This window comes from Aeromonas sp. YN13HZO-058 (assembly GCF_001921245.1).
In the GTDB taxonomy this organism is placed as follows: domain Bacteria; phylum Pseudomonadota; class Gammaproteobacteria; order Enterobacterales; family Aeromonadaceae; genus Aeromonas; species Aeromonas allosaccharophila.
In genome coordinates this window covers 24,353-45,217 of record NZ_MQSY01000082.1, presented here as the reverse complement: position 1 = coordinate 45,217, position 20,865 = coordinate 24,353, and the positions used below count along the sequence as shown (strand labels likewise).

General features: G+C 61.2%; 20 protein-coding genes. 5 read left to right on the top strand and 15 right to left on the bottom strand.

The window, feature by feature from the left end; translation table 11 throughout:
- The first annotated feature begins 2 nt into the window (after positions 1–2).
- The 4 genes from BSP75_RS21110 to hypA all read left to right on the top strand — a co-directional run bounded on the left by BSP75_RS21110 (position 3) and on the right by hypA (position 2,772).
- Positions 3–254 carry a HypC/HybG/HupF family hydrogenase formation chaperone gene (locus tag BSP75_RS21110; RefSeq protein ID WP_043136559.1) on the top strand — a complete coding sequence of 84 codons (252 nt, stop codon included), beginning with the start codon at positions 3–5 and terminating at the stop codon, positions 252–254.
- On the top strand, positions 248–1,360 hold the full coding sequence (gene hypD / locus BSP75_RS21105; RefSeq protein WP_075114555.1) for a hydrogenase formation protein HypD: 1,113 nt from the start codon (positions 248–250) through the stop codon (positions 1,358–1,360). Before BSP75_RS21110 ends, hypD begins: the two co-directional genes overlap by 7 nt.
- The gene (gene hypE, locus BSP75_RS21100; protein ID WP_075114554.1) at positions 1,357–2,361 is read left to right on the top strand and encodes a hydrogenase expression/formation protein HypE; all 1,005 of its coding nucleotides are present in this window, start codon (positions 1,357–1,359) and stop codon (positions 2,359–2,361) included. Before hypD ends, hypE begins: the two co-directional genes overlap by 4 nt.
- A gap of 69 nt (positions 2,362–2,430) precedes the next feature.
- The gene (hypA, locus tag BSP75_RS21095; RefSeq protein ID WP_005333346.1) at positions 2,431–2,772 is read left to right on the top strand and encodes a hydrogenase maturation nickel metallochaperone HypA; all 342 of its coding nucleotides are present in this window, start codon (positions 2,431–2,433) and stop codon (positions 2,770–2,772) included.
- Here hypA and BSP75_RS22045 read toward each other — a convergent pair.
- A complete protein-coding gene (locus BSP75_RS22045; RefSeq protein ID WP_232100261.1) occupies positions 2,750–3,136 on the bottom strand; it encodes a hypothetical protein in 387 nt (128 codons plus the stop codon). The genes hypA and BSP75_RS22045 overlap by 23 nt on opposite strands.
- Between BSP75_RS22045 and hypB the strand changes: the two genes are divergently transcribed.
- Entirely contained in the window at positions 3,017–3,871 is an 855-nt protein-coding gene (gene hypB, locus BSP75_RS21090; protein ID WP_216219203.1) for a hydrogenase nickel incorporation protein HypB, read from the top strand. The two genes, BSP75_RS22045 and hypB, sit on opposite strands and share 120 nt — an antisense overlap.
- Before the next feature lie 94 nt (positions 3,872–3,965).
- Here the strand turns inward: hypB and BSP75_RS22110 are convergent, their stop codons facing one another.
- From BSP75_RS22110 to BSP75_RS21860, 14 genes are all read right to left on the bottom strand, one after another.
- Positions 3,966–4,091, bottom strand: coding sequence for a hypothetical protein (locus tag BSP75_RS22110; RefSeq protein WP_265328526.1), 126 nt, complete (start codon positions 4,089–4,091; stop codon positions 3,966–3,968).
- A 58-nt stretch (positions 4,092–4,149) separates the two neighbouring features.
- Positions 4,150–4,791 carry an ATP-binding cassette domain-containing protein gene (locus BSP75_RS21085; protein WP_075114552.1) on the bottom strand — a complete coding sequence of 214 codons (642 nt, stop codon included), beginning with the start codon at positions 4,789–4,791 and terminating at the stop codon, positions 4,150–4,152.
- Between the two features lie 100 nt (positions 4,792–4,891).
- Entirely contained in the window at positions 4,892–5,683 is a 792-nt protein-coding gene (locus BSP75_RS21080) for an ATP-binding cassette domain-containing protein (protein ID WP_075114551.1), read from the bottom strand.
- The gene (locus tag BSP75_RS21075; protein ID WP_058051872.1) at positions 5,677–6,489 is read right to left on the bottom strand and encodes an ABC transporter permease; all 813 of its coding nucleotides are present in this window, start codon (positions 6,487–6,489) and stop codon (positions 5,677–5,679) included. The genes BSP75_RS21080 and BSP75_RS21075 overlap by 7 nt, the downstream gene beginning before the upstream one ends.
- Positions 6,479–7,483, bottom strand: a complete 1,005-nt coding sequence (locus tag BSP75_RS21070; protein ID WP_075114550.1) for an ABC transporter permease — start codon at positions 7,481–7,483, stop codon at positions 6,479–6,481. The genes BSP75_RS21075 and BSP75_RS21070 overlap by 11 nt, the downstream gene beginning before the upstream one ends.
- Complete coding sequence (locus BSP75_RS21065) at positions 7,468–9,078, bottom strand: ABC transporter substrate-binding protein (RefSeq protein WP_075114549.1); 1,611 nt, start codon at positions 9,076–9,078, stop codon at positions 7,468–7,470. Before BSP75_RS21065 ends, BSP75_RS21070 begins: the two co-directional genes overlap by 16 nt.
- Positions 9,079–9,207: 129 nt before the next feature.
- Complete coding sequence (hybE, locus tag BSP75_RS21060; protein ID WP_075114548.1) at positions 9,208–9,756, bottom strand: hydrogenase-2 assembly chaperone; 549 nt, start codon at positions 9,754–9,756, stop codon at positions 9,208–9,210.
- Positions 9,738–10,268 carry a HyaD/HybD family hydrogenase maturation endopeptidase gene (locus BSP75_RS21055; RefSeq protein ID WP_075114547.1) on the bottom strand — a complete coding sequence of 177 codons (531 nt, stop codon included), beginning with the start codon at positions 10,266–10,268 and terminating at the stop codon, positions 9,738–9,740. The genes hybE and BSP75_RS21055 overlap by 19 nt, the downstream gene beginning before the upstream one ends.
- Positions 10,268–11,971, bottom strand: coding sequence for a hydrogenase 2 large subunit (gene hybC, locus BSP75_RS21050; protein WP_058051867.1), 1,704 nt, complete (start codon positions 11,969–11,971; stop codon positions 10,268–10,270). Before hybC ends, BSP75_RS21055 begins: the two co-directional genes overlap by 1 nt.
- On the bottom strand, positions 11,968–13,155 hold the full coding sequence (gene hybB, locus BSP75_RS21045) for a Ni/Fe-hydrogenase cytochrome b subunit (protein ID WP_042021836.1): 1,188 nt from the start codon (positions 13,153–13,155) through the stop codon (positions 11,968–11,970). The genes hybC and hybB overlap by 4 nt, the downstream gene beginning before the upstream one ends.
- Positions 13,148–14,197: a hydrogenase 2 operon protein HybA gene (hybA, locus tag BSP75_RS21040; RefSeq protein WP_075114546.1), complete on the bottom strand. Its 1,050-nt coding sequence runs from the start codon at positions 14,195–14,197 to the stop codon at positions 13,148–13,150. The genes hybB and hybA overlap by 8 nt, the downstream gene beginning before the upstream one ends.
- A gap of 2 nt (positions 14,198–14,199) precedes the next feature.
- Positions 14,200–15,333 (bottom strand): hydrogenase 2 small subunit, encoded by a 1,134-nt coding sequence (gene hybO / locus BSP75_RS21035; RefSeq protein WP_075114545.1) that lies wholly within the window; start codon positions 15,331–15,333, stop codon positions 14,200–14,202.
- Between the two features lie 944 nt (positions 15,334–16,277).
- Entirely contained in the window at positions 16,278–20,312 is a 4,035-nt protein-coding gene (locus BSP75_RS21030) for an ATP-binding protein (protein WP_075114544.1), read from the bottom strand.
- Positions 20,309–20,485: a hypothetical protein gene (locus tag BSP75_RS21860; RefSeq protein WP_171971614.1), complete on the bottom strand. Its 177-nt coding sequence runs from the start codon at positions 20,483–20,485 to the stop codon at positions 20,309–20,311. Before BSP75_RS21860 ends, BSP75_RS21030 begins: the two co-directional genes overlap by 4 nt.
- Positions 20,486–20,865 lie beyond the last annotated feature (380 nt).

Genomic DNA, 20,865 nt, shown 5'->3' with positions numbered 1-20,865 from the left:
CCATGTGTCTATCCATCCCCTCTCAGGTGGTGCAGCTGCACCCCGAAGATAACTGCGTCACCGTCGATACCCTGGGGGTACAGCGGCGCGTCAGCTGCATGCTGCTCGAAGAGCCCCTCAACCTTGGCGACTATGTGCTGCTCCATATCGGCTTTGTGATGAGCAAGATTGATGAAGAGGAGGCGCAGGCCAGCCTCGAAAGCTTCCGCCAGATGGTGGCCCTGATGCCCAAACAGGATATCTTGCCATGCTGACCTTGAATGATCTCTTTCAGGGCTTTCGTGAGCCCCAGGTGATCCGCGCCCTCGCCGCCCAGATCACCGAACTGGCCAAATTACTCCCCGAACCGCTGCGGGTGATGGAGGTGTGCGGCGGCCATACCCACACCATCATGAAGTACGGCCTGCACCAGCTGCTGCCGGCCAGTATCGAGTTTGTCCACGGCCCCGGCTGCCCGGTCTGCATCATGCCGAAAGAACGCATCGATCAGGCCATCGAGCTGGCCCGCCAACCCAACGTCATTCTGGTCACCCTGGGTGACATGATCCGGGTGCCGGGCTCCAAGGGCACGCTGGCCCAACAGCGGGCCAAAGGGAGCGATATCCGCCCGGTCTACGACCCCCTCGATGCCCTGCGTATCGCCAAAGAGCATCCGGAAAAAACCGTGGTCTTCTTCGCCATCGGTTTCGAGACCTCCACCCCGATGACCGCCGCCTTGCTGGCTGCCGCTGAAGCGCAAGGGATTGAGAACCTGCTGTTTCATATCAACCATGTGCTGGTACCGCCCGCCATTCATGCGGTGATGGCCGACGGGGTGGCCAAGGTGAACGCCTTTATCGGCCCCTCTCACGTTAGCGTCATCACCGGGGCCGATATCTACCTGCCTATCGTCGATCGCTATCAGGTGCCGGTGGTGGTGAGCGGCTTCGAGCCGGTGGATGTGATGGAGGCGCTGCTGATGATGGTGCGCCAGAAGGTGGAAGGCCGCTATGCACTGGAGGTGCAATACAGCCGCGCCGTGACTGCCAGCGGTAATAAAGCCGCCCAGCGGCTGGTCGAGCGCTTTTTCGAGACCCGCGATCACTTTCGCTGGCGAGGTCTGGGGGATATCAACGCCTCCGCCCTGCGCTTGCGCGATGCCTTTGCCAAGCGCGATGCGGAGCGTCACTTTCAACTCAGTGAGACCCCCATCGATGACCACAAGGCGTGCCAGTGCGCCGATATCCTGCGCGGCCTGGCCAAGCCAAACCAGTGCAAAGTCTTTGGCCGGGGCTGCACCCCGACCCAGCCCATGGGCAGCTGCATGGTCAGCTCCGAAGGGGCCTGCAATGCCTACTACCGATATATGGGGATCCAATGAGAGAAATTCAGTTAAGCCACGGCGGCGGCGGTGTAGAAATGAACCAGCTGATCAATCAGCTCTTCTTTCGCCACTTTGGCAACGAGATCCTGCTGCGCGGTGAAGATGCCGCCCTGCTGCCGGTGAGCGGCCCCATCGCCTTCACCACCGACAGCTTTACCGTCTCGCCGCTCTTCTTCGAGGGGGGCGATATCGGCAAGCTGGCCATCGCCGGTACGGTCAACGATCTCGCCATGATGGGGGCCAAGCCCGAGTATCTGAGCTGCAGCTTTATCATCGAGGAGGGGTTCCCCTACGCCGATCTCGCCCGCATCGTCGAGTCGATGGCCGCGGAGCTTGCCAAGAGCGGCGCCCGCATCGTCTGCGGCGACACCAAGGTGGTGCCCAAGGGAGCGGCCGACAAGATCTTTATCAACACCAGTGGGGTCGGCACCTTCCCTCTGCCTGAGCAGAGCCGGGGCATCTCGGTACGCAACCTCAAGGCCGGTGACGCCATTCTGGTGTCGCGGGATATCGGCAGCCACGGCGCCTGCATCCTGATGGCCCGCGACGCCCTGCAACTGGGATCTGATCTCAAGAGCGACTGCACCACCCTCTGGCCGCAGGTAGAAGCGCTGCTGCAGGCGGGACTTACCCCTCACGCCCTGCGCGATGCCACCCGCGGTGGCCTCGCCGCCGTGCTCAACGAGTGGAGCAGCGCCTCCGGCGTTGCCATCGAGCTGGAGGAGTCCGCCATTCCGGTGTGCGATCCGGTGCGCGGCCTGTGCGAGCTCTACGGCTTCGAGCCCCATGATCTCGCCAACGAGGGGACCATGATACTGGCCCTGCCTGCCGAACAGGCACAGGACGCGCTGGGCATCTTGCGGCAGTTCAACCCCAGCGCCAGCCAGATCGGCGTGGTGCAGGCAAGCGATCGCCACAAGGTGATCCTCAACAACCCCTGGGGCAGCCGCCGTTATCTGGAGCTGCCGCAGGGGGAGCTGCTACCGCGGATCTGTTGAGCGGCCATGCCGTTTTTCCAATTAGGGGGAGGAGTCACAGCTCCTCCCCATATCGGTTAAGGAGCCACCATGCACGAAATGTCTCTGGCCATGGCAGCCATCGATCTGGCGGCCGAGCAGGCCACCCAGCGGGGCTTTACCAAGGTGACCGCCCTCTGGCTCGAGGTCGGCAGCTTCTCCTGCGTCGACCCGGACACCATTGCCTTCTGCTTCGAGGCGGCCGCCAAGGGCACCGCCGTCGAAGGGGCCCAACTGCACTTTCAGCACCAGGCGGCAGAGGCCTGGTGTTACGACTGCAACAAGACAGTCACCCTCACCGAGCGCGGGCAGGCCTGTCCCGAATGTGGCGGATACAAATTACGAGTCGCGCAGGGCGATAGCCTGCGCATCACCGACATCGAGGTAAGTTGATATGTGTAGCGTATGCGGATGCGGCCAGGCGCGGATCGCCGGCCATGAGCACGATCATGAGCATCACCACGAACATGATCATGAACATCACCATGAGCATGGTCATGAACACGACCATCATCATGCTCATGACGCGCATCACCATCATGACCATGAGCAGAGCGCACCACGTACTCTGATCATTCACCACCACTACCACCATCAAGGGGATGTCCATCACCACTACCACGGGGTGCGGGCGCCAGTGGGCGCAGAGGGTCATGAGCACCATCACGATCATCCCCACGACCATCATCATGAACATGCACACTCTCATGACCACGGCCATTCCCACGCGCATCCCCATGATCACAGCCATGACCATGACCATGACCATGACCATGACCATGACCATCAGCAGGGTGATCTGCACTACGGCAAAGGGGAAGCGGGATTGTCGGTGCCCGGCATGGGGCAGCGCCAGCTGATCGCCATCGAGATGGACGTGCTGGCCAAGAACAACACCCTGGCCGCCCACAACCGCGAGCACTTCGACGAGGCGGCCCAGCTGGTGCTTAACCTGGTGTCGAGCCCGGGTTCAGGCAAGACTACCCTGCTGTGCGAAACCCTGCGCCAACTGGCTGACAAGCGCCCCTGCGCGGTGATCGAAGGGGATCAGCAGACCAGCGCCGATGCGGATCGCATCCGTGCTACCGGTGTCCCTGCCGTGCAGATCAACACCGGCAAGGGCTGCCATCTGGATGCCAAAATGGTCCACGACGCCTGCCACCAGCTGCCCGCCAATGAAGGGGGCATCCTCTTTATCGAGAACGTGGGCAATCTGGTCTGCCCCGCCAGCTTCGATCTCGGCGAGAAGTACAAGGTAGCGATCCTCTCCGTCACTGAGGGGGAAGAGAAGCCCCTCAAGTACCCGGACATGTTCGCCGCCGCCCAGCTGATGGTGATCAACAAGATTGACCTGCTGCCCTATGTCAGCTTTGACGTGGCCCGCTGCATCGAGAACGCCAAACGGGTCAACCCCTATATTCAGGTGATCCAGGTCAGCGCCACCACCGGCGAAGGGATGGATGCCTGGCTCAACTGGCTGGCAACGGCCTGAACCAGAACCGGTTAAACGCCGCTGATAACGGTAGAAAACAAGAGAGGGAGGCTGATGCCTCCCTCTCTTTTATCTGCGAATCTTGCCCGCCGTGCTATCTGTCCAAAATGGCCAGCGTTTCATACTCGCCCCCCTCACCCTGACCCTCTCCCCAGGGAGAGGGAACCGATTCGTGGACATCAATAATGCCCTGCCAGAACATCTTGCTGGTGAAGCGCATATTTGCTCCCTTCTCCCCTTGCGGGAGAAGGGCTGGGGATGAGGGGGAACACCAACCCTCAGGCCACGCTGCGAGCTAGCTGCTCCTGCGCACCCGGCGCCTCACCAAAGCGCAGCACCCGATGGCAGATCTGGCGCAATAATGCCTGCTGGTGACTGAAGACAAGCATACCAAGCCCGCGCTGCTCGCATTCAACCATCAACTCCCGCCAGAGCTGGCGCTGAATTTGCGGATCCAGCTGGGCGGTCACCTCATCGGCAATCAGCAGACGGGTGCGGGGATCGAGGGCGCGCAGCAGCGCGATGCGGGCCAGCTCGCCACCGGAGAGCTGACCGGGTTTACGGCTGAGCCACGCAGGCTTGACCATAAAACGGGCCAGCATCGCCTCGTCGGGATGCCACACATCCCACAGTGCCTTACCGGTGGTGCGATAGGGATTGAAGGTGAGCTCCGGGTGCTGGGGCACCAGCTGGATGGGGTTATAGCCTTTTACCTGTTCAGGCACCGGCTGCCCATCCAGCAGGATCTGCCCGCCAGCCCCAACCGGTTGCCAACCGGCCAATACCCGCCCCAGCGTGGTCTTGCCGTGGCCGCTTGGCGCAGATATCCCTAGCCGTTCGCCCGCTTTGACGGCCAGCGATAGCCCCTGCCAAAGAGGACGTTCCCCTTGGGCAATGGTGAGATCCCGTACTTCAAACATCAGGGCACCTCCGGCACAGAGAAGAGCGAATTGAACCCCGGCAGCACCTGCCACTGGATATCTGCCTCGCCACACACAGCCTGTCTCAGAGAAGCAATCATCAGGAGACCTCCGACGTAGCAGGAAAGAGCGTGTTGAACTCCGGCAGCGCCTGCCAGTGGGCACGGAGCATCTCGCTCCCCTGCCCCTGGCGCAGGTGGTGGCTGCTCAAGGTGTCGCTCACTTGGCCCTGATGGAGTGCCACGATGCGATCGGCAAAACGGGCCGCCAGCGCCAGATCGTGGGTCACCCAGAGGATGCCGCTGCCCTGATTGGCCAATTCGCGCAACTGGCTGAGCAGCAGACAGGCCAGTCCTTCATCGAGCCAGGCGGTGATCTCGTCCGCCAGAATGTAGCGGGCGCCACCAAGGGCCGCGGTGCAGGCCAGAATGCGCTTGGCCATACCACCGGAGAGCTGGCGCGGGAATCTGTCCAAGGTGGCAGCGGGCAACTGGTAGCGCAGCAGCTGCTCACCAAGCCGCTCGCGGGAACCGTTCTGGCCGCAGAGACGCGCCGCGCGCCCCAGCTGGCGCTCCACCGTCAGTAGCGGATTGAGGGCGCTCACCCCCTGCGGCACATAACAGAGGGTGTGACCGCGCAGACGGGCCCGGCTGGCATCGCACAGAGGCGTGCCATCAAGGGAGATGGCGCCGCGCATGCGCAGGTTGTCCGGCAGCAGAGTCAGGGCGCTTTGCAGCAGCAGGCTCTTGCCCTCGCCGCTCCCCCCCACCAGCGCCACTATCTCCCCCGGCGCCAGTTGCAGGCTGATATCGGTCAGCAATGGCTGCCAGCTGCGCCGCCCCAGCCAGGAGTAGTGGGCCGCTTCTATGGTCACATGGTCGAAGCTCAGCATTGTTCACTCCCAAACCAGAGTTGTTGCAGGGCGCGGGTAGCCTGATCAAACAATAAAACCAAGGTCAGTAGCATCAGACCGGGGAAGAGGGCCAGCCACCAGCCGCCCCCAGCCAGATAACGCAGCGCATCAGCCAGCAGCAGGCCAAGGGAGGCCTCATGAGCTGCCAGCCCAAAACCGAGAAAGCTCAAGGCGGCGCTGTGCAACACCGCATGGGGAAACATCAGCAAGGTGCCGATAAACCACTGGGGCAACAACCCTGGCAGCAGGTGGGTGCGCCAGCGACGCAGCGCCCCCATCCCCTGACAGCGGGCCAGTACCACATAGTCACTGCAGGCGATCCGCCGCGCTTCTGCGCAGAGAATGAGCGCCAGCTTGGGCCAGTGGGTGAGCGCCACCGCCAGGATCACCCCGCGCATGCCGCCCCCTACGGTAAAGCAGATCAGGATCAGCAGCAGCATATGGGGCAGCGCCAGCATGGCGTCGATCACCATTCGCACCGCCGCATCGCATCTGGGATGAATGAGCGACACGCTGGCCGCCACCATGGCCAGCAGGCCACTGCAGAGGGCCGTGCTGATGCCCAGCTCCAGACTGGTGAGGGTGCCCTGAAAGGCCCGCAACCAGAGATCCCGCCCCATCTGATCGGTGCCGAACCAGTGGGCCAGCGAGGGGGGCTGCTGGCGCGCCAGCAGATCCATCGGTACATCCTGAGCCGACAAGCTCCAGCCGTAGGCGGCCAGCAGTGCCAATCCGAGCAGGGCAAAAACCAGCCGCAGCATGGAGGGAAACGGATTAAACAGCATGCTCGCCCTCCCAACCCCGATTGATGCGCGCCAGCAGCAAACTGGCCACCGTATTGCCAATGAAGACCAGCAGGGTGCAGAACAGCACTATGCCCATCAGCAGGGGGATATCCCCCCGCAGCCCCGCATCCACGGTGGCCTGGCCGAGCCCCGGATAAGAGAAGACTTTCTCCGCCAGCAGGGATCCGCCAATCAGCTCACCGAGGGAAGCAAACTGCAGGCAGAGCGCCGGAGTCAGGGCGTGGCGCAACACATGAAAACGCAACATGGGCCAGCCGTCATCCCCCTGAGCGCGGGCGTAGCGGATAAAGTCGCTCTCCAGCACCTCGGCCACCCGCGCCCGGGTATGCAGGGCGATATTGCCAAGCCCCAGCAGCGCCAGGGTAGTCACCGGCAGCAACAGATGGCGTGCTCGCATAGCCCAATCAGCCTCATCGGCGGAGAGGCCCGGCGTCCAGGCGCAGCAGACTGGCAGTAGTGGCCAATGCACCGCAAACAGCGCCAGCAGCAACAGGCCAACCCAGAAGGTGGGCAGGGAGGCAAGCAGATAGGCAAAGCGGCAGATAAGGCGATCGGGCCAGCGGTTGAGATAGCGACCGGCGCAGAGCCCAAGCAGGATGCCGAAAAAGCCGGAGAGCAGCCAGGCACCCGCCAGCAGCAGGAAGGAGGCGGCAAAGCGGCTGCCAATCACCTGAGCCACCGGCGCGTTATAGAGCATGGAGTAACCGAGATCCCCCTGCAGCACCTGGCTAAACCAGTGCCAGTAGCGCAGCCAGAGCGGCTGATCCAGCCCCCAGCGGGCGGCGATGCGGGCGTACTGCTCTGGTGGCACATGGAGCAGATCGTTGCCGATATAGGCCTTGATGGGGTCAATGGGGGAGTAGCTGAGCAACACAAAGGTAGCGACCGAGACCAAGCATAAAAGCCCTGCCAGACGCAGCAGGGCTTTCACAGTGACGCTCATCATAGTGGACGAACTTAGCGGCACGTCCACCGCCAATCCTGCAGGTTGTTGAGGAGTGACCAGCTACCGTGGATCTCCGGCGCCCCCTTGCCAAGGTCGATGCAGCGGTTAGCGAGATAGGTGTGCTGCACATTGAGCAGCCAGGCCCAGGCGGCATCCCCCTGTACCCCGGCACCACTCTTGCCATCCCACTCAACTTGCTGCCAGAATGGCACGGCCGCCTGCCAGTCGGGGGCATCAAGCGCCTGCTTGAGGTGGCCATCCACCACAGGGTTGCTGTAATAGCCCGGGTTGTAGAACTCCACGCCGCCGGAGCCGCTCTGGTAGTGGTGATAGAGCTCCATGGGATCCAGACTCCCCCACCCCATCAGCACCGGATTGGCGTGCATCTCGCGTTCCACCTGCTCCCAGCTGCCAGATTTGAGGCTCACGTCGAGACCTATGGGTTTGAGCATGGCCCGCACCGCTTCCGCCAGATCCCGGCGGGTGCTGTCACCGCTGGTGTACCAGAGGGTAAAGGCGGCGCGCAGGTCGCCCTTGTGACGAATGCCGTCACTGCCCATCTTCCAGCCCGCCTGGTCGAGCAGGGCGTTGGCATGGGCGGCATCGCCATCCTTGAAGGCGGTGGCCTTGTTTAGCCAGGGCAAGCCTTCCACCGCGCTGTAAGCGGGGATGGCGTGCCCTTCCAGCAGCTGATCGGCCAACAACTTGCGGTCGATGGCGTAGTTGATGGCGCGGCGCACCGCCACATCCGAGGTCACGTCGTTGCCGATGGGATACCCCTTGGCATCTTTTTTACCAGCAGCAGGAATGGGGAAGACGATGCCGCGATTCTCCACACTCGGACGCACCCAAAGTTTGAGGGTGTCGGGTACGGTGGGCGCCAGCGAGGGGGCGATGCGCACCAGATCGAGTTGATTGCTCTGGGCAGCGGCATAGGCGCTCTCTTCATCGATAAAGACAAACACCAGCCGTTTGAAGTCGTTGTTGCCACCGGCGTAATAGGGGTTCGCCTCAACTACCAGCTGCTGACCGGGCAGGAAGCTCACCAACCGGTAAGGGCCTGCGCCGACTGGCTTTTGGGCGTACGCTTTGGCGTCGTAATCCTTCTTCGACACGATACCGAGCGATCCCAGCACGTTGACGAAGGTACTCTGGGGGGCGCTCAGGGTGATGGCAACCTCGGTAGGCGAGAGCACTTTGGCCGAGACAAAGTTGCCCATGTCGATCTTGCCGCCGCCCTGGGCCGCGCTGTTGTAGGTAAAGGCCACATCCTCGGCGGTGAGCGGCGCGCCATTGGAGAATTTCAGGCCGGGCTTGAGGGTAATGAGCCACCCCTTGCCGTCCTTGTTCGGGGTCACTGATTGGGTGAGCACATTCTGCCAGCCGAGATCGGCGTTTTGTTTAAGCAGCGGGCTGTGCAGCAGCAGGTAGCTGCCGTGGCTCCAGCCGAGCAGAGGGTCAAACCCTTCGGTGGGTTCACTGCCGATGGCAAGCTTGAGTTCGGCGGGAACCGGTTGGGCAGCGGCCAAAGCTGTGTGGGAGGCGGTGCCCAGCAGCAGAGTCAGCAGGGCGGCCGCGCTGGGGCTAGCGTAATGGCGAAGGGAATTGCGAGAAACAGTCATGGGGATCCTTCTTGTTTGTACCACTCACGCGTTATCACTCAAAAAAGAGGGGGAATGCGTGTCAGAAAGTGCAAGTGAGGGGCCAAAATGGCCCCCTATTCTAAACTTGATTTCGCGTGAAACCTAGTATCAATCAGGCAATGCAGGTACCTTTCTCGCCGCACCAAACAGTCGTCTGCGCCCCAGATCCACGCCGCCAGCCCCTTGCTGCACTGGCAAGGAGAGCAGCATTTTTAGGGTGCTGCTTACCAGTGAGCGCCCCTGCTCGGCCCCGAGATGGGGATCGAGCGGCGACATCAGGGAGCAGGCCAGCAACTGACCGCTTTCGGGTAGTTCACCCACCATAAAGGTCATGTTGCCGCAGGGGAGCTGCAAGGCGAGCCGATCGCTACTGCAGCGCACCGGCCAGAGCTGATCCGGCCCCGGCAGCACCACCACGCTCAGCATCCAGGGGGTGAGCACGCAGCCGAGCCACTGACCTTCAAACAGCACGCACTCTGCCACGATGGGCATGGTGGCGTGATAGAAGGGCAACGCCTGCATCTCTTCGCGAGCGATCCGCTCATACTGGGCGGCCAGCAACGGCGCGGGATTGGTGGCAAAACCGGCAAACTCCTGCGCCGTCTCCGGTACTCTCTCCAGCACTCTCTCAGCCTCGCTTAAATGGGACTGCGCCATAGGCCCTCCCGTGCTTGTTCAGCTTTCTCCTGCTCAGAGAGTGGGATGGCGGGGGCGCCGACACTGGCCAGCAGGGTCAAAATCCGATCCGTCGCCTCCCCCATGGCGGCCGCCACCACAGGGGTGAGGCCGATGCGAGGTTCGAGGGATTCGGGCTCGACCCCGATCAGGGTGAGCCGCTTGGGCGACTCCCCCGTCATGTGCAGCGCCGAGAGCACATCCGCCAGCCCCAGCTGGTGCGGGGAGATCTTGCGGCCAAACAGGGTCGGGACCTCCTCATCCGTCAGGGTCACCACTGTGCCCGGCGGGTTACCGCTGCGCACCGCATCCACCAGAATGATGTGATCGCGACTGGCCATCGCTTCGAGCAGTTCCATACCGGCAGTACCGCCATCGAGCAACTCGATGCCGGGGGCGAAACGGTATTCGCGCCCCAGCGCCTCGACGATGCGCACGCCGACGGCCTCATCGCTCAACAGCAGGTTGCCCACGCCCAGGATCAGGGTGTTCATCACAGCACCTTCACCTGAGTCGTTTCGCCATTCTGGGTATCCACCACGTGGACCGCGCAAGACATGCAGGGGTCGAACGAGTGGATGGTGCGTACCACCTCCAGCGGTTTGGCGGGATCGGCCACCGGGGTGCCCACCAGCGCCTGCTCGTAGGGGCCGGGCTCGTCATTGAAGTTGCGCGGGCCCGAGTTCCAGGTCGATGGCACTACTGCCTGATAGTTCTCGATCTTGCCGCCCTTGATGACGATCCAGTGGGAGAGCATGCCGCGCGGCGCCTCTTCAAAGCCCACCCCGCGAAACTCCTTGTCCGCCGGGATCTCGGCCTTGATATAGGCGGTGGTATCCCCCTTGCCGATGTTGTCCACCAGCGCCTTCCATTGGTGCGCCAGCGTATCTTTCAGCACGCAGCAGCGCACCGCGCGGCCGATGATGCGGCCCATGGTGGAGTGCAGCTGTTCGGTCTTGATGGCCGAACCGGTCAGCGCTTTATAAATGCCGTTCAACTGATCGAAGTGCGCCACCGTCTCCGGGTGCTTGGCGGCGAGCTTCACCAGCAAGTCTGCGAGCGGCCCCACCTCCACCACCTTGCCGTAGAAGGTGGGGGATTTGACCCAGGAGTATTTGCCGTCATCCTGCCAGCCGGTGTAGTTCGGTTCGGTTTTGCCTTCCCACGGCTTGAGGGGCTCGTCATCCTTGTACCAGGCATGCTTGTTGCTCTCGGCAATGCCATCCATCAGCCAAGCATCCTGATGACTCTCAATGGGGCGATAACCCGCCAGATTGCCATTCTCGATGTAGCCGCCCGGCATCAGGAAGCTGCCGCCATTGGCGTCGGTGGGCAGCTCCGGCACGCTCAGGTAGTGCTTGGCCCCCTGCCCCAGGGTCAGCCACTCGGGGTAGTGTGCGGCGATGATGGCGGCATCTACCTTGTAGACCTGCTCGATAAACTCGCCGAGCCGGTCGATAAAGCTCTTCACATAGAGCAGCCGCTCGAGGTTGAGCACGCTCGGCGCATCCAGATTGATGGGGTTGGCCACGCCGCCCACCGCCAGATTCTGAATGTGCGGGGTCTTGCCGCCCAGAATGGCGACGATGCGGTTGGCATCGCGCTGGCACTCCAGCGCCTGCAGGTAGTGGGCCACGGCGATGAGGTTCACCTCCGGACTCAGCTTCATCTCCTTGTGACCCCAGTAGCCGTTGGCAAAGATGCCGAGCTGGCCGCTGGCCACCAGCGCGCGGATCTTGTCCTGCACCTTGGTCAGCTCATCGGCGCTATTGAGGGACCATGTGGACACCCCTTTGAGGATATCCGCCGCTTTTTGCGGATTGGCCTGCAGCGCCGCCGTGATGTCCACCCAGTCCAGCGCGGAGAGCTGGTAGAAGTGAACGATGTGATCGTGGATGTTGTGGGCCGCGATGATGAGATTGCGGATAAACTGGGCGTTGACCGGCACCTTGGCGCCGATGGCGTTCTCCACCGCCCGCACCGAGGCGATGGCGTGAATGGAGGTACATACCCCGCAGATGCGCTGCACTATCATCCAGGCATCGCGCGGGTCGTTGCCCTTGACGATCTCCTCCATCCCGCGCCACATGGTGCCGGACGACCAGGCTTTGGTCACTTTTCCACCTTCGATTTCGCAGTCGATACGCAGGTGCCCCTCAATGCGGGTGATGGGGTCTATGGTGATACGTTGGCTCATACGTTGGCTTTCCCTCGGGCCTGATAATCTTGGTGAACTCGTTCAAGTGATGGCAGTACCGGCAGCAGCCGGATCAACAGCAAATAGGCACACACCTCGATGGCAACGAAGCCCAGGGAGATCAGCACCTCCTCCGCAGAGGGGAAGTAGTGGTAGCCATTGCCGGGGTTGAAGGCGAGCAGGGAGTAATCCAGTCGCCAGAGGGCTGCGCCCAGCAGCATGCTGAGGGCCCCCAGGAACAACATGCGCGAATCGCGGCGGCTCTTGTCCCAGTGGAACACCAGCAGCGGGAAGATCATCAGCGCAATCTCGCTCCAGAACATGATGGAGAAGCGATTGAGATCGGAGAGGTACTCCGACTTGTCATTGATGACGATCTCGGCAAAGCGCAGCGCCACAAACAGGATCAGGAAGATGTCGATCACCTGAGTCAGCTTGTAGAAGAGCGACTTCTCGTTGGGGCCCCGCCCCGCCAGTCCCGCCTGCACCAAGGACCCCTCAAACACCACGATGGAAAAACCCATGATGAAGGCGGTCAGAAGCGAAAAGACCGGCAGCAGCTCGTAGCTTTGCCAGAGCGGATGGATCTTCTCCCCCGCGACGATCATCAACGAGCCCATCGAGGACTGGTGCATGGTGGGCAGCAGCGCCCCCAGCGCCAGCACGAAGAACATGATCTTGTTGAGACGAATGAGTGACGCTTTCCAGCCGAACTTCTCCAGCAGCACGGGCGCAAACTCCAGCGCCATCACCCCGATATAGATGGTCATGCAGACCGCCGTCTCGAACAGCACCGAGGAGGTGTTGAAGTGACCGGGCAGATAGAAGTACGGCAGGTTCCAGTAACGCCCCACGTCGATGGTGATGGAGAGACCACCGAGCGAGTAGCCGAACAGGCTCGCCAACAGCGCCGGTCGCACCAGCGGGTGGTACTCGCCCCGGTTGAACACATAGACAGCCCAAGCCAGCGCCCAGCCGCCACAGGCGAAGCCGGTACCGATCAAGAGATCGAACGAGATCCACAGCCCCCAGGGGTAGCCGCCGTTCAGGTCGGTGACCGAGCCCAACCCGAAGACGAGGCGTTTTAAAATCAACATGCCGCACAGCACGGCAAAGGGGGCCAGCACCAGCACAGGCCAGCTGACCAGCTTGCCGCCGAGGGGATGTGCCTTGTGATTACTCATGATCCTTGCCCCCCTTTGCTGAACTCTGATCTTTAATCTGAGGACTGCTCTGATCATGACCATCATCGTGATGGTGATCGTGACCGTTCTTCTTGCTATTGCGACGAATGAGCACAGAAAGACCGGTCAGCACCACCATGGGCAGCACCATCCCCTTGTAGAGGGTGTGCTGGATATGCTCGGAGCGAGCACCGGAGGAGAGCTCCGGCAAGTCGGGCATGTCGAGCTTGGTATAGGGCACCCCGGCCAGCACCAGCACCTGGGTGCCGCCCCCCTCCTTCTCGCCATAGACGTAAGGTTGGTAGTTGGGCACCTCGTGCAGGTAGGGATCGTTGGCGCTGAAGGTCTGGCGCGGATAGGCATATTCACTGCCAGGAGTCGCCAGCAGGCGGCGCTTGGCCTCGGCCATCAGCTCCTCGCGGGTGCCGAAAATCACGGCGCCGGTGGGGCACACCTCGACACAGCCGGGCAATTTGCCCTGATCAATTCGTTCAAGCCCCTTCTGGTTGCAGAGCTCGCACTTGTGGATCGCCCCCAGCGGATTGTCGTAGTCATATTTGGGCACATCGAACGGGCAACCCACCATGCAGTAGCGGCAGCCGGTACAGACGTCCGGATCGTAGTGAACGATGCCAGTCTTGGGATCTTTGGTAAGGGCCTGCACCGGGCAGACAGAGACACAGTTGGGATCGACGCAGTGCATGCACTGCTTCTTGATGTAGGCATAGCCATCCACCAGTTGATCCTTATGCTCGCCGCTGCCACTCTTCCACACCTGAATGATGTTGTTGGTGTAGGGGGTCAGCTTGTCGTTGGTGGACCAGGTCGGTTCGCCCTCCGGATTGGCCGGGTTGCCATTCAAACGCTGGCACTCCGCCACACAGGCCTGACAGCCGACGCAGAGGGTGGAGTCATACAACATGCCGAGCGACCCGGGAATGGGCGGCTTGTTCTTGGCCGCCGCCTGTGCGGTGCCGGGCACGGCAGCCCCTGCCGCCAGTGCACTGGCAGAGGCGAATTTGAGGAAATTGCGTCTGTTCACGGTTACTCCTCCCGTGATGGGTGCTGCCCGGCTTCGTGGCGCTTCTGCTGGCGACCGAGTTCACGCACCGTCATCAGACTCACCCCCACCAGCACCCCGAGGGCGCCACCGATCAGACCCGTCGCAGTGGGCGAGGTATAGCCCCCCTCCTGGATCTTCACATCGGGTTTATCCACCCGCGGGGTCGGGTTCTCAACCTTGGCGAGCTGGAAGATCCCCTTGCTGAAACCGACCCCCTGCTCGTTGCAGCCATAGCAGGGGTGGCCGATGCCGACCGGCCAGATCCCGCCGCCCACATCGCAGAACTCCAGGGTCGAGCAGTTGCCATAGGTTTCCGGCCCCTTGCAGCCCAGATGGTAGAGGCACCAGCCCTGACGGTGCCCCTCGTCACCGAACTCCTTGGCAAAACGACCTGCGTCGAAGTGCGGACGGCGCTCGCAGTTCTCATGGATCAGCCGCTCATAGGCAAACAGCGGACGCTTCTTGCTATCCAGCGCCGGCAGCTTGCCGTAGGTGATGTAGTAGGCGACCGTGGTGAGGAAGTTGTGGGGATTGGGCGGGCAACCCGGGATATTGATGATCGGGGTGCCGATATTGCCGAGGGCTTCTTCGAGACTGACGGCGCCGGTCGGGTTGCCGCCGCTGGCGGGCACACCGCCCCAGGCGGAGCAGGAGCCGATGGCGATGACCGCAGCCGCATCGGCGGCGGCACGGCGAATATGATCGACGATGGGCTCACCGGCCACCATGCAGTAGACGCCACCATCCTTGAGCGGAATGGAGCCATCCACCACCAGCACATACTTGCCTTTATAACGCTTGATGGCGTTGTGCTTGTTCTCTTCCGCCTGATGACCAAAGGCCGCCGAGAGCACCTCGTGGTACTCCAGCGAAATGGTATTGAGGATCAGGTTCTCGATGGTGGGGTGAGTGGCCCGCAGCAGTGACTCGGTGCAACCGGTACACTCCTGCGCCCCAATCCAGATCACCGGCGGCCGTTCGGGGCTGGTGAGCGCGGTGGCCATCGTGGCGACGGCATTCTGACTTAATCCCAGGGTTGCGGCCATCCCGGCACACAATTTCATAAAATCACGGCGATTAATCCCATGAGCCGATAAAAAATTATCCTCGACCATTCTACTTATTCCCGTAGTGAGCACTTGTTTGATAAATGCTTAATAGCGGAAATGCTAAGGACTCACCCACCCCGCAGTATTGATCTCTATCAATTTCGACCGGCTTACCCCTATTTCCATAGCGAGCCACATCACAAATAAAATTAATTACCCCCAAAGAGATATTTGGCAACCCCATAAATTTTATGAACTTAATTGGATATTAAATAATTAATCACCACATTCGTTCTCTTTCGCTGTTAGCCAAATTATCATGCCAAATATTTTCGCCATACTGCTCATGTCACAATAATGATACCCAACAATAAATGATCCATTGAATATATCTTTACTCACCCTGTTGCATATTCCATGCAATCACCCCTTGGCAAAACCCGACTTGTCGCCCCAAGCCAGAGCTGTCTCACGGCCAGCTGCCACCGGTAGCAGGCACGCCCTGCACGGCGCGATTTACCTGCATGTCGCTTGGTTTTGCCTGCATCTTGCCTACGTTGCAGGGCGGCTCTTCTTGCGATCCCACGCAGCGCCGCCCCGTTTGGCGTCCCTGACGCTTAACCCGGATCAATGAAAAGATGCCGCCGAGGTATTCATATCACCATGACTTCACCCACTCTGTATTGCCTCGCATGCTGGTGAGTAAAATATCGCGTTCGCGCATATGTTTACGCATCGGCGTGAATCTGCATTCAAATTAATTGTGAGAGAAAAGAGAAGGTGAAAGGCTGCCTATAACATAGTGTTCATATTTAACATGCGATGTATTCGCTCATCCGGTTACAGATGTTACCGCCAGCATTCACACTATTTACCTTCACGTCACCCTGCGTAATTAACCAGAGCGTAAATATCCATCCCCATCGATAAAGATGATAATTATTCTTGTTCAATGGCGACCAAAAGAAATTAGCAGGGATGATGATGACAAACGAGATGCGTGTTAATCATCAGCCGAGCAGTGGCGCCAGCAACTGCAGCGCCTGATCGAACTCGAACTCGTTGACCGCCTGGCTCACCTCTTGAAATGCAGCCCGCAGCGGCGATGCGCTGCCAGCCAGTTCAGCCTCTATCTGCTGACAGAGCGCCAACGCCTGGGCATCGCTCTGTGCCAGCAAGGCTCCCAACTGCTGCAGTTGCGCCGCCAGCATCTCGGCATCGATGCCCCGGGTGGCTGCCACCGTCACGGAGGGATCTGCCAGCGCGGCTTCCAGCCCAGACAGCAGGGGCATCAGCTCGGCCATCAGGGATGGCAAGCGGGTTGCAACCCCTGCATCATCACCCTCTTCACAGGCGCGCTCGAGCAGCGCCGCCTGCTCCGCCACACCGGTCGCCCCTATGGTGCTGGCACTGCCCTTGAGGGTGTGAGCCAGACGCCGGGCCGTAACCTTGTCATCCGACACCCACGCCGAGTGGAAACTGGCTGCAAACCCCTGCTGCCCCTGCCAGAAGCGCTGCAACATATTGCGGTAGAGCGCACTGTCGCCCCCCATCACGGCCATGCCCCGTTGCACATCAAGACCGGGCACGCCTTGCCAAGGGGTCGCATCGTCAGTCACCTGCCACTTGCTGGCCGCCGCCAGCGGTCTGGCAGGTGTGATCCAGTGCGAGAGGGTCGCCAGCAACAGCGGCATATTCAAGGGTTTGGCGATGTGGTCATTCATGCCTGCCGCCAGCGCCTTCTCTTTATCTCCGGCCATGGTGCTGGCGGTCATGGCGATAATGGGGATCCCGGCCAGCGCCGGATCGGCGCGGATCAACCGGGTCGCGGTATACCCGTCCATCACCGGCATCTGGCAATCCATCAGGATGCCGTCAAAGCCGCGATCTTGCGCCAGCAGAGCGAGCGCCTGCGCCCCATCACAGGCACAGACCAGCGTGATCTGCTGCTTGCCCAACAGGGCCAACGCCACCTCCCGATTCATGTCGTTATCATCCACCAGCAGCAGACGAGCACCCGCCAGTCCATGACCGGGCAACGCCAGCTGATGATGGGGGCTTGCACCCGATAACGCCTCCCGCCCCACGGCGTCGCCCCCCTGCGCCTGACGCAGTGCCTGACACAGTGCCTGCGGGGTAAACGGATGGGCCAGCACATCACAGAGCGGCAACCCCTGCGCAGCAACATGGCTGGCAACCAGTGCGGGCTCGCCCGAGGTGATCAGCAAGATCGCGGGCGGCACTGCCAGCGAGGCAACCTCCTGCAGCACCGCTGGCAACCAGCTATCCCCCTCCTGCCAGCCCAGCACTATTCGATCACAGGGTTTGCCCGCCGCGATGCCTTGATGCAGCAGTGCCAGCACCGCGGCGGGCTCGTCCGCGCAGACAAGCTCAACGGGCTGCGCCGCCAGCTGGTGGAGAATGGCCGCTCGCGAAGCAGGGCGCGGCTCCAGCAATAGCACTCGCTGCGGCGCCAGCTGTATGGCCACACGTTGCTCTTTCTCATGACCCAGATCCGCCACGGTCGCAAGCCGAATACGGAAGTGAAACTCGCTACCCTGCCCCGGGGCGCTCTCCACCCGGATCTCCCCGTCCATCAGTTGCACCAGATTGTGCGTGATGGCCAGGCCAAGGCCGGTGCCACCATATTTGCGGGTGGTCGAGCTGTCGGCCTGCTCAAAGGAGTGGAAGAGACGCTGGCACTGCTCGGCCGTCATGCCGATACCGCTATCCTGCACACAGCCCTGCAGCCAGATCTCGCCAGCACTTTCGTTACTGCGGGCCAGTCGGACAATCACCTCTCCCTGCTCGGTGAACTTGATGGCATTGCTGGTCAGGTTGAGCAGGATCTGGCCAAGCCGCAGGGGATCGCCGCGCAAACGGTCAGGCAGATCACCGGCCAGATCGAACAGCAACGCCAGCCCCTTTTCCCGTGCCCGAAACGCCGTCAGATCAGCCAGCCACTCGAACACCTCGTTGAGCCGGAAATCCACCTGTTCCAGTTGCAGCTTGCCCGCCTCCATCTTGGAGAAGTCGAGGATGTCGTTGAGGATCCCGAGCAGGTTGTTCGCCGCTCTGTCTATCTTGCTCACATAGTTGTGCTGCTCGGGGGAGAGACTGGTTTGCAGCGCCAGATGGGCCATGCCGATGATGGCATTCATCGGTGTGCGGATCTCATGGCTCATGTTGGCCAAAAATTCGCTCTTGGTTCGGGTGGCATCTTCGGCGATCTGTCGGGCTTCGAGCATGGCGGCCTCCGCCTGCTTGCGGTCACTGAAATCGAAGATGATCCCGTCCAGATAGACGGCCCTGCCCTCGGCATCATAGGTAGCGAGCCCGATGGAGTAGACCCAGCGGATCTGACCCCAACGATCGAAGATGCGGTACTCGTTGATATATTGCCGATGTTCGGCAATGGCCTCGATGGTGTTGCGGTTGCTCAGTTCGAGGTCGTCGGGATGGATCAAGTCACCAAAATCGCGGCTGTTGCCTACGCCGACAAAATCGCTGGCGGGATAGCCGGTCAATTTTTCCGCCTCGTCGCTGACGAACAACATGGTCCAGGGGTGATGGGGCAGACAACGATAGACCATGCCCGGCACGTTGCGCACCATGGACTGGATCCGCTGTTCGCTCTCATGCAGCCGCTGGCGATCCGCCGCAATCCGATCATGGGCCTCCCGCATGGCCTGCTCGGCGGCACGGATCGGGGTGATATCGACCAGGCTGCCGACCGCGCCGCTACGCTCGCTCTCGGCAAGCTCGATCCCGGAGAGAAAATAGAGCATGTCCAGCGGGCGGCCATCCGGCGAGAGCAGACGCACCTCATGCTGCGTTCTGGCCTGACTGCCCGCCACCCTCTGCAAGGTGTTGCCCTCATCCACCGCATCCAGTCCGGCCAGTTGCGGCAACTCCGCCAGCCGCTTGCCCTCGACCGGGCGGGCACCACCAAATGCGCTGGTAAAGGCGCGATTTACCCCCAGCAAGCGGCCCTGATTGTCGGTATAGAAGAGAGGATGTGGCAGGGTATCGATCAACGCCTGCTGGAAGGCAAACTGCTTGTTGCGCTCGCGAATGCTGCGGCGACGCAACATCCGCCCCTGCCAAAGCAGCGCAGAGATCAGACAGATCAACAGGGCGGTACCGAACAAGGCCACTCGCCGCCATCCTGACACGGCCAGATCCACATTGCCCAACAGCAGCAGCGTCCACTGCCCTTTGGCATCGTGCCACTCGATGGGCATGCGGCTCACCAGATAGCTATCCTTCCCAATCCTGACCTCACTGCCATCGAGTGCAGGCAGGATCACCGGTTGGCGATCCGGTGCAAAGTAGTGTCCATAGAGGCGAGAGGCAAAGAGCTGCTGTTGCCTGACGGCAGAGTTTGGCCCCACCACCGCCATTTGCCAGTCGCTCTTGTTACTGGCCATCACCACCCCGTCGGGCGAGACCAGCAAGCCGATGGCATTGCCCCACCCGGCCAGAAAGGTATCGAGCAGCGTCATCTCGTAGCGCGCCACCACCACACCGGTAATGTCGCTTCCTTGCGCCCGATCGTGAGAGACCGGCGCCGCCACATAGATCATCCGCTTGCCGGTATTGAGGCTGACCCCGGCATCCACCGTTTCCAGCCCCTGGATCCCTTGCCTGAAATAGGAGCGAAACGACACATCCTGCCCGACGACATGCCTGCCAAGCGCATCCCAATCACGGACAATCACCCCTGCTTTATTGGTAACAAAGGCATGATTGGCCTTCACCCCCTGTGCCAGCACCTGTAGTGCTTCGCTGGGGGTGAGCTCCCCCCGCTCGAGCAGTGATGCTTGCTGGATCTCGCGGTTGAGGCGGCCAGCCAGCTGCACCGCCCCCATTCCCTTGCTTGAGAGGGTCAGTTGCTGCAGATTATCGCCCTCGCGCTGAATGCGGGTATCCAGCGACTGGCGATACTCCTGCCGCTCCAGCTCCAGATAGAAGGCATCGACCAGCGTGGCCACCATCAGGGAGAGCAACAGCACGGCGGCAATCTGCCAGAGACGGGATTTCATGGTATGCGGCACGCCTCTTCATTCTGCCCGGCAATCATCAGCGCCACCTCACAGGAGAAGACGTGGTGATAGAGGCGCTCACCGAGCAGCCCATTCATCACCTTGTGGCTGTCAGTTTTATCATCAACCAGCAGCACCAGAGGACGATCTGCGTCCGGGGCAAGATGTTCCATATCTCGTGACTCTCCCTGCCAAGATGGAGGATGGCGGCCCTTGCCAGCCTTCCTCACACCATAACGGATCCCCGAACTGGCAGCCACGACAACCCGGTTGAAATGTGCGCACCACCATGCCCGCCCCAGCACGTGGCAAGGGATAAACCGGATAAAAGGAAAAAGCGGATATGGGAGAGTGGCGGCGGCGCGCATCACAAGAGGGTCCGCGCCAACAGCCGTGGTGATATCAGATTGATCTCGTTATCCCGTTGGGGGATGTGCCAGCTTGCTGATTGATATTTCCAGCGCAAGGTAGCAGAGGTATCGATTGACCAGGGTCATGCACCCTATATTATCATGCTCAAAATGAGCTGGCAGGATACAGCGACAGATGGGCA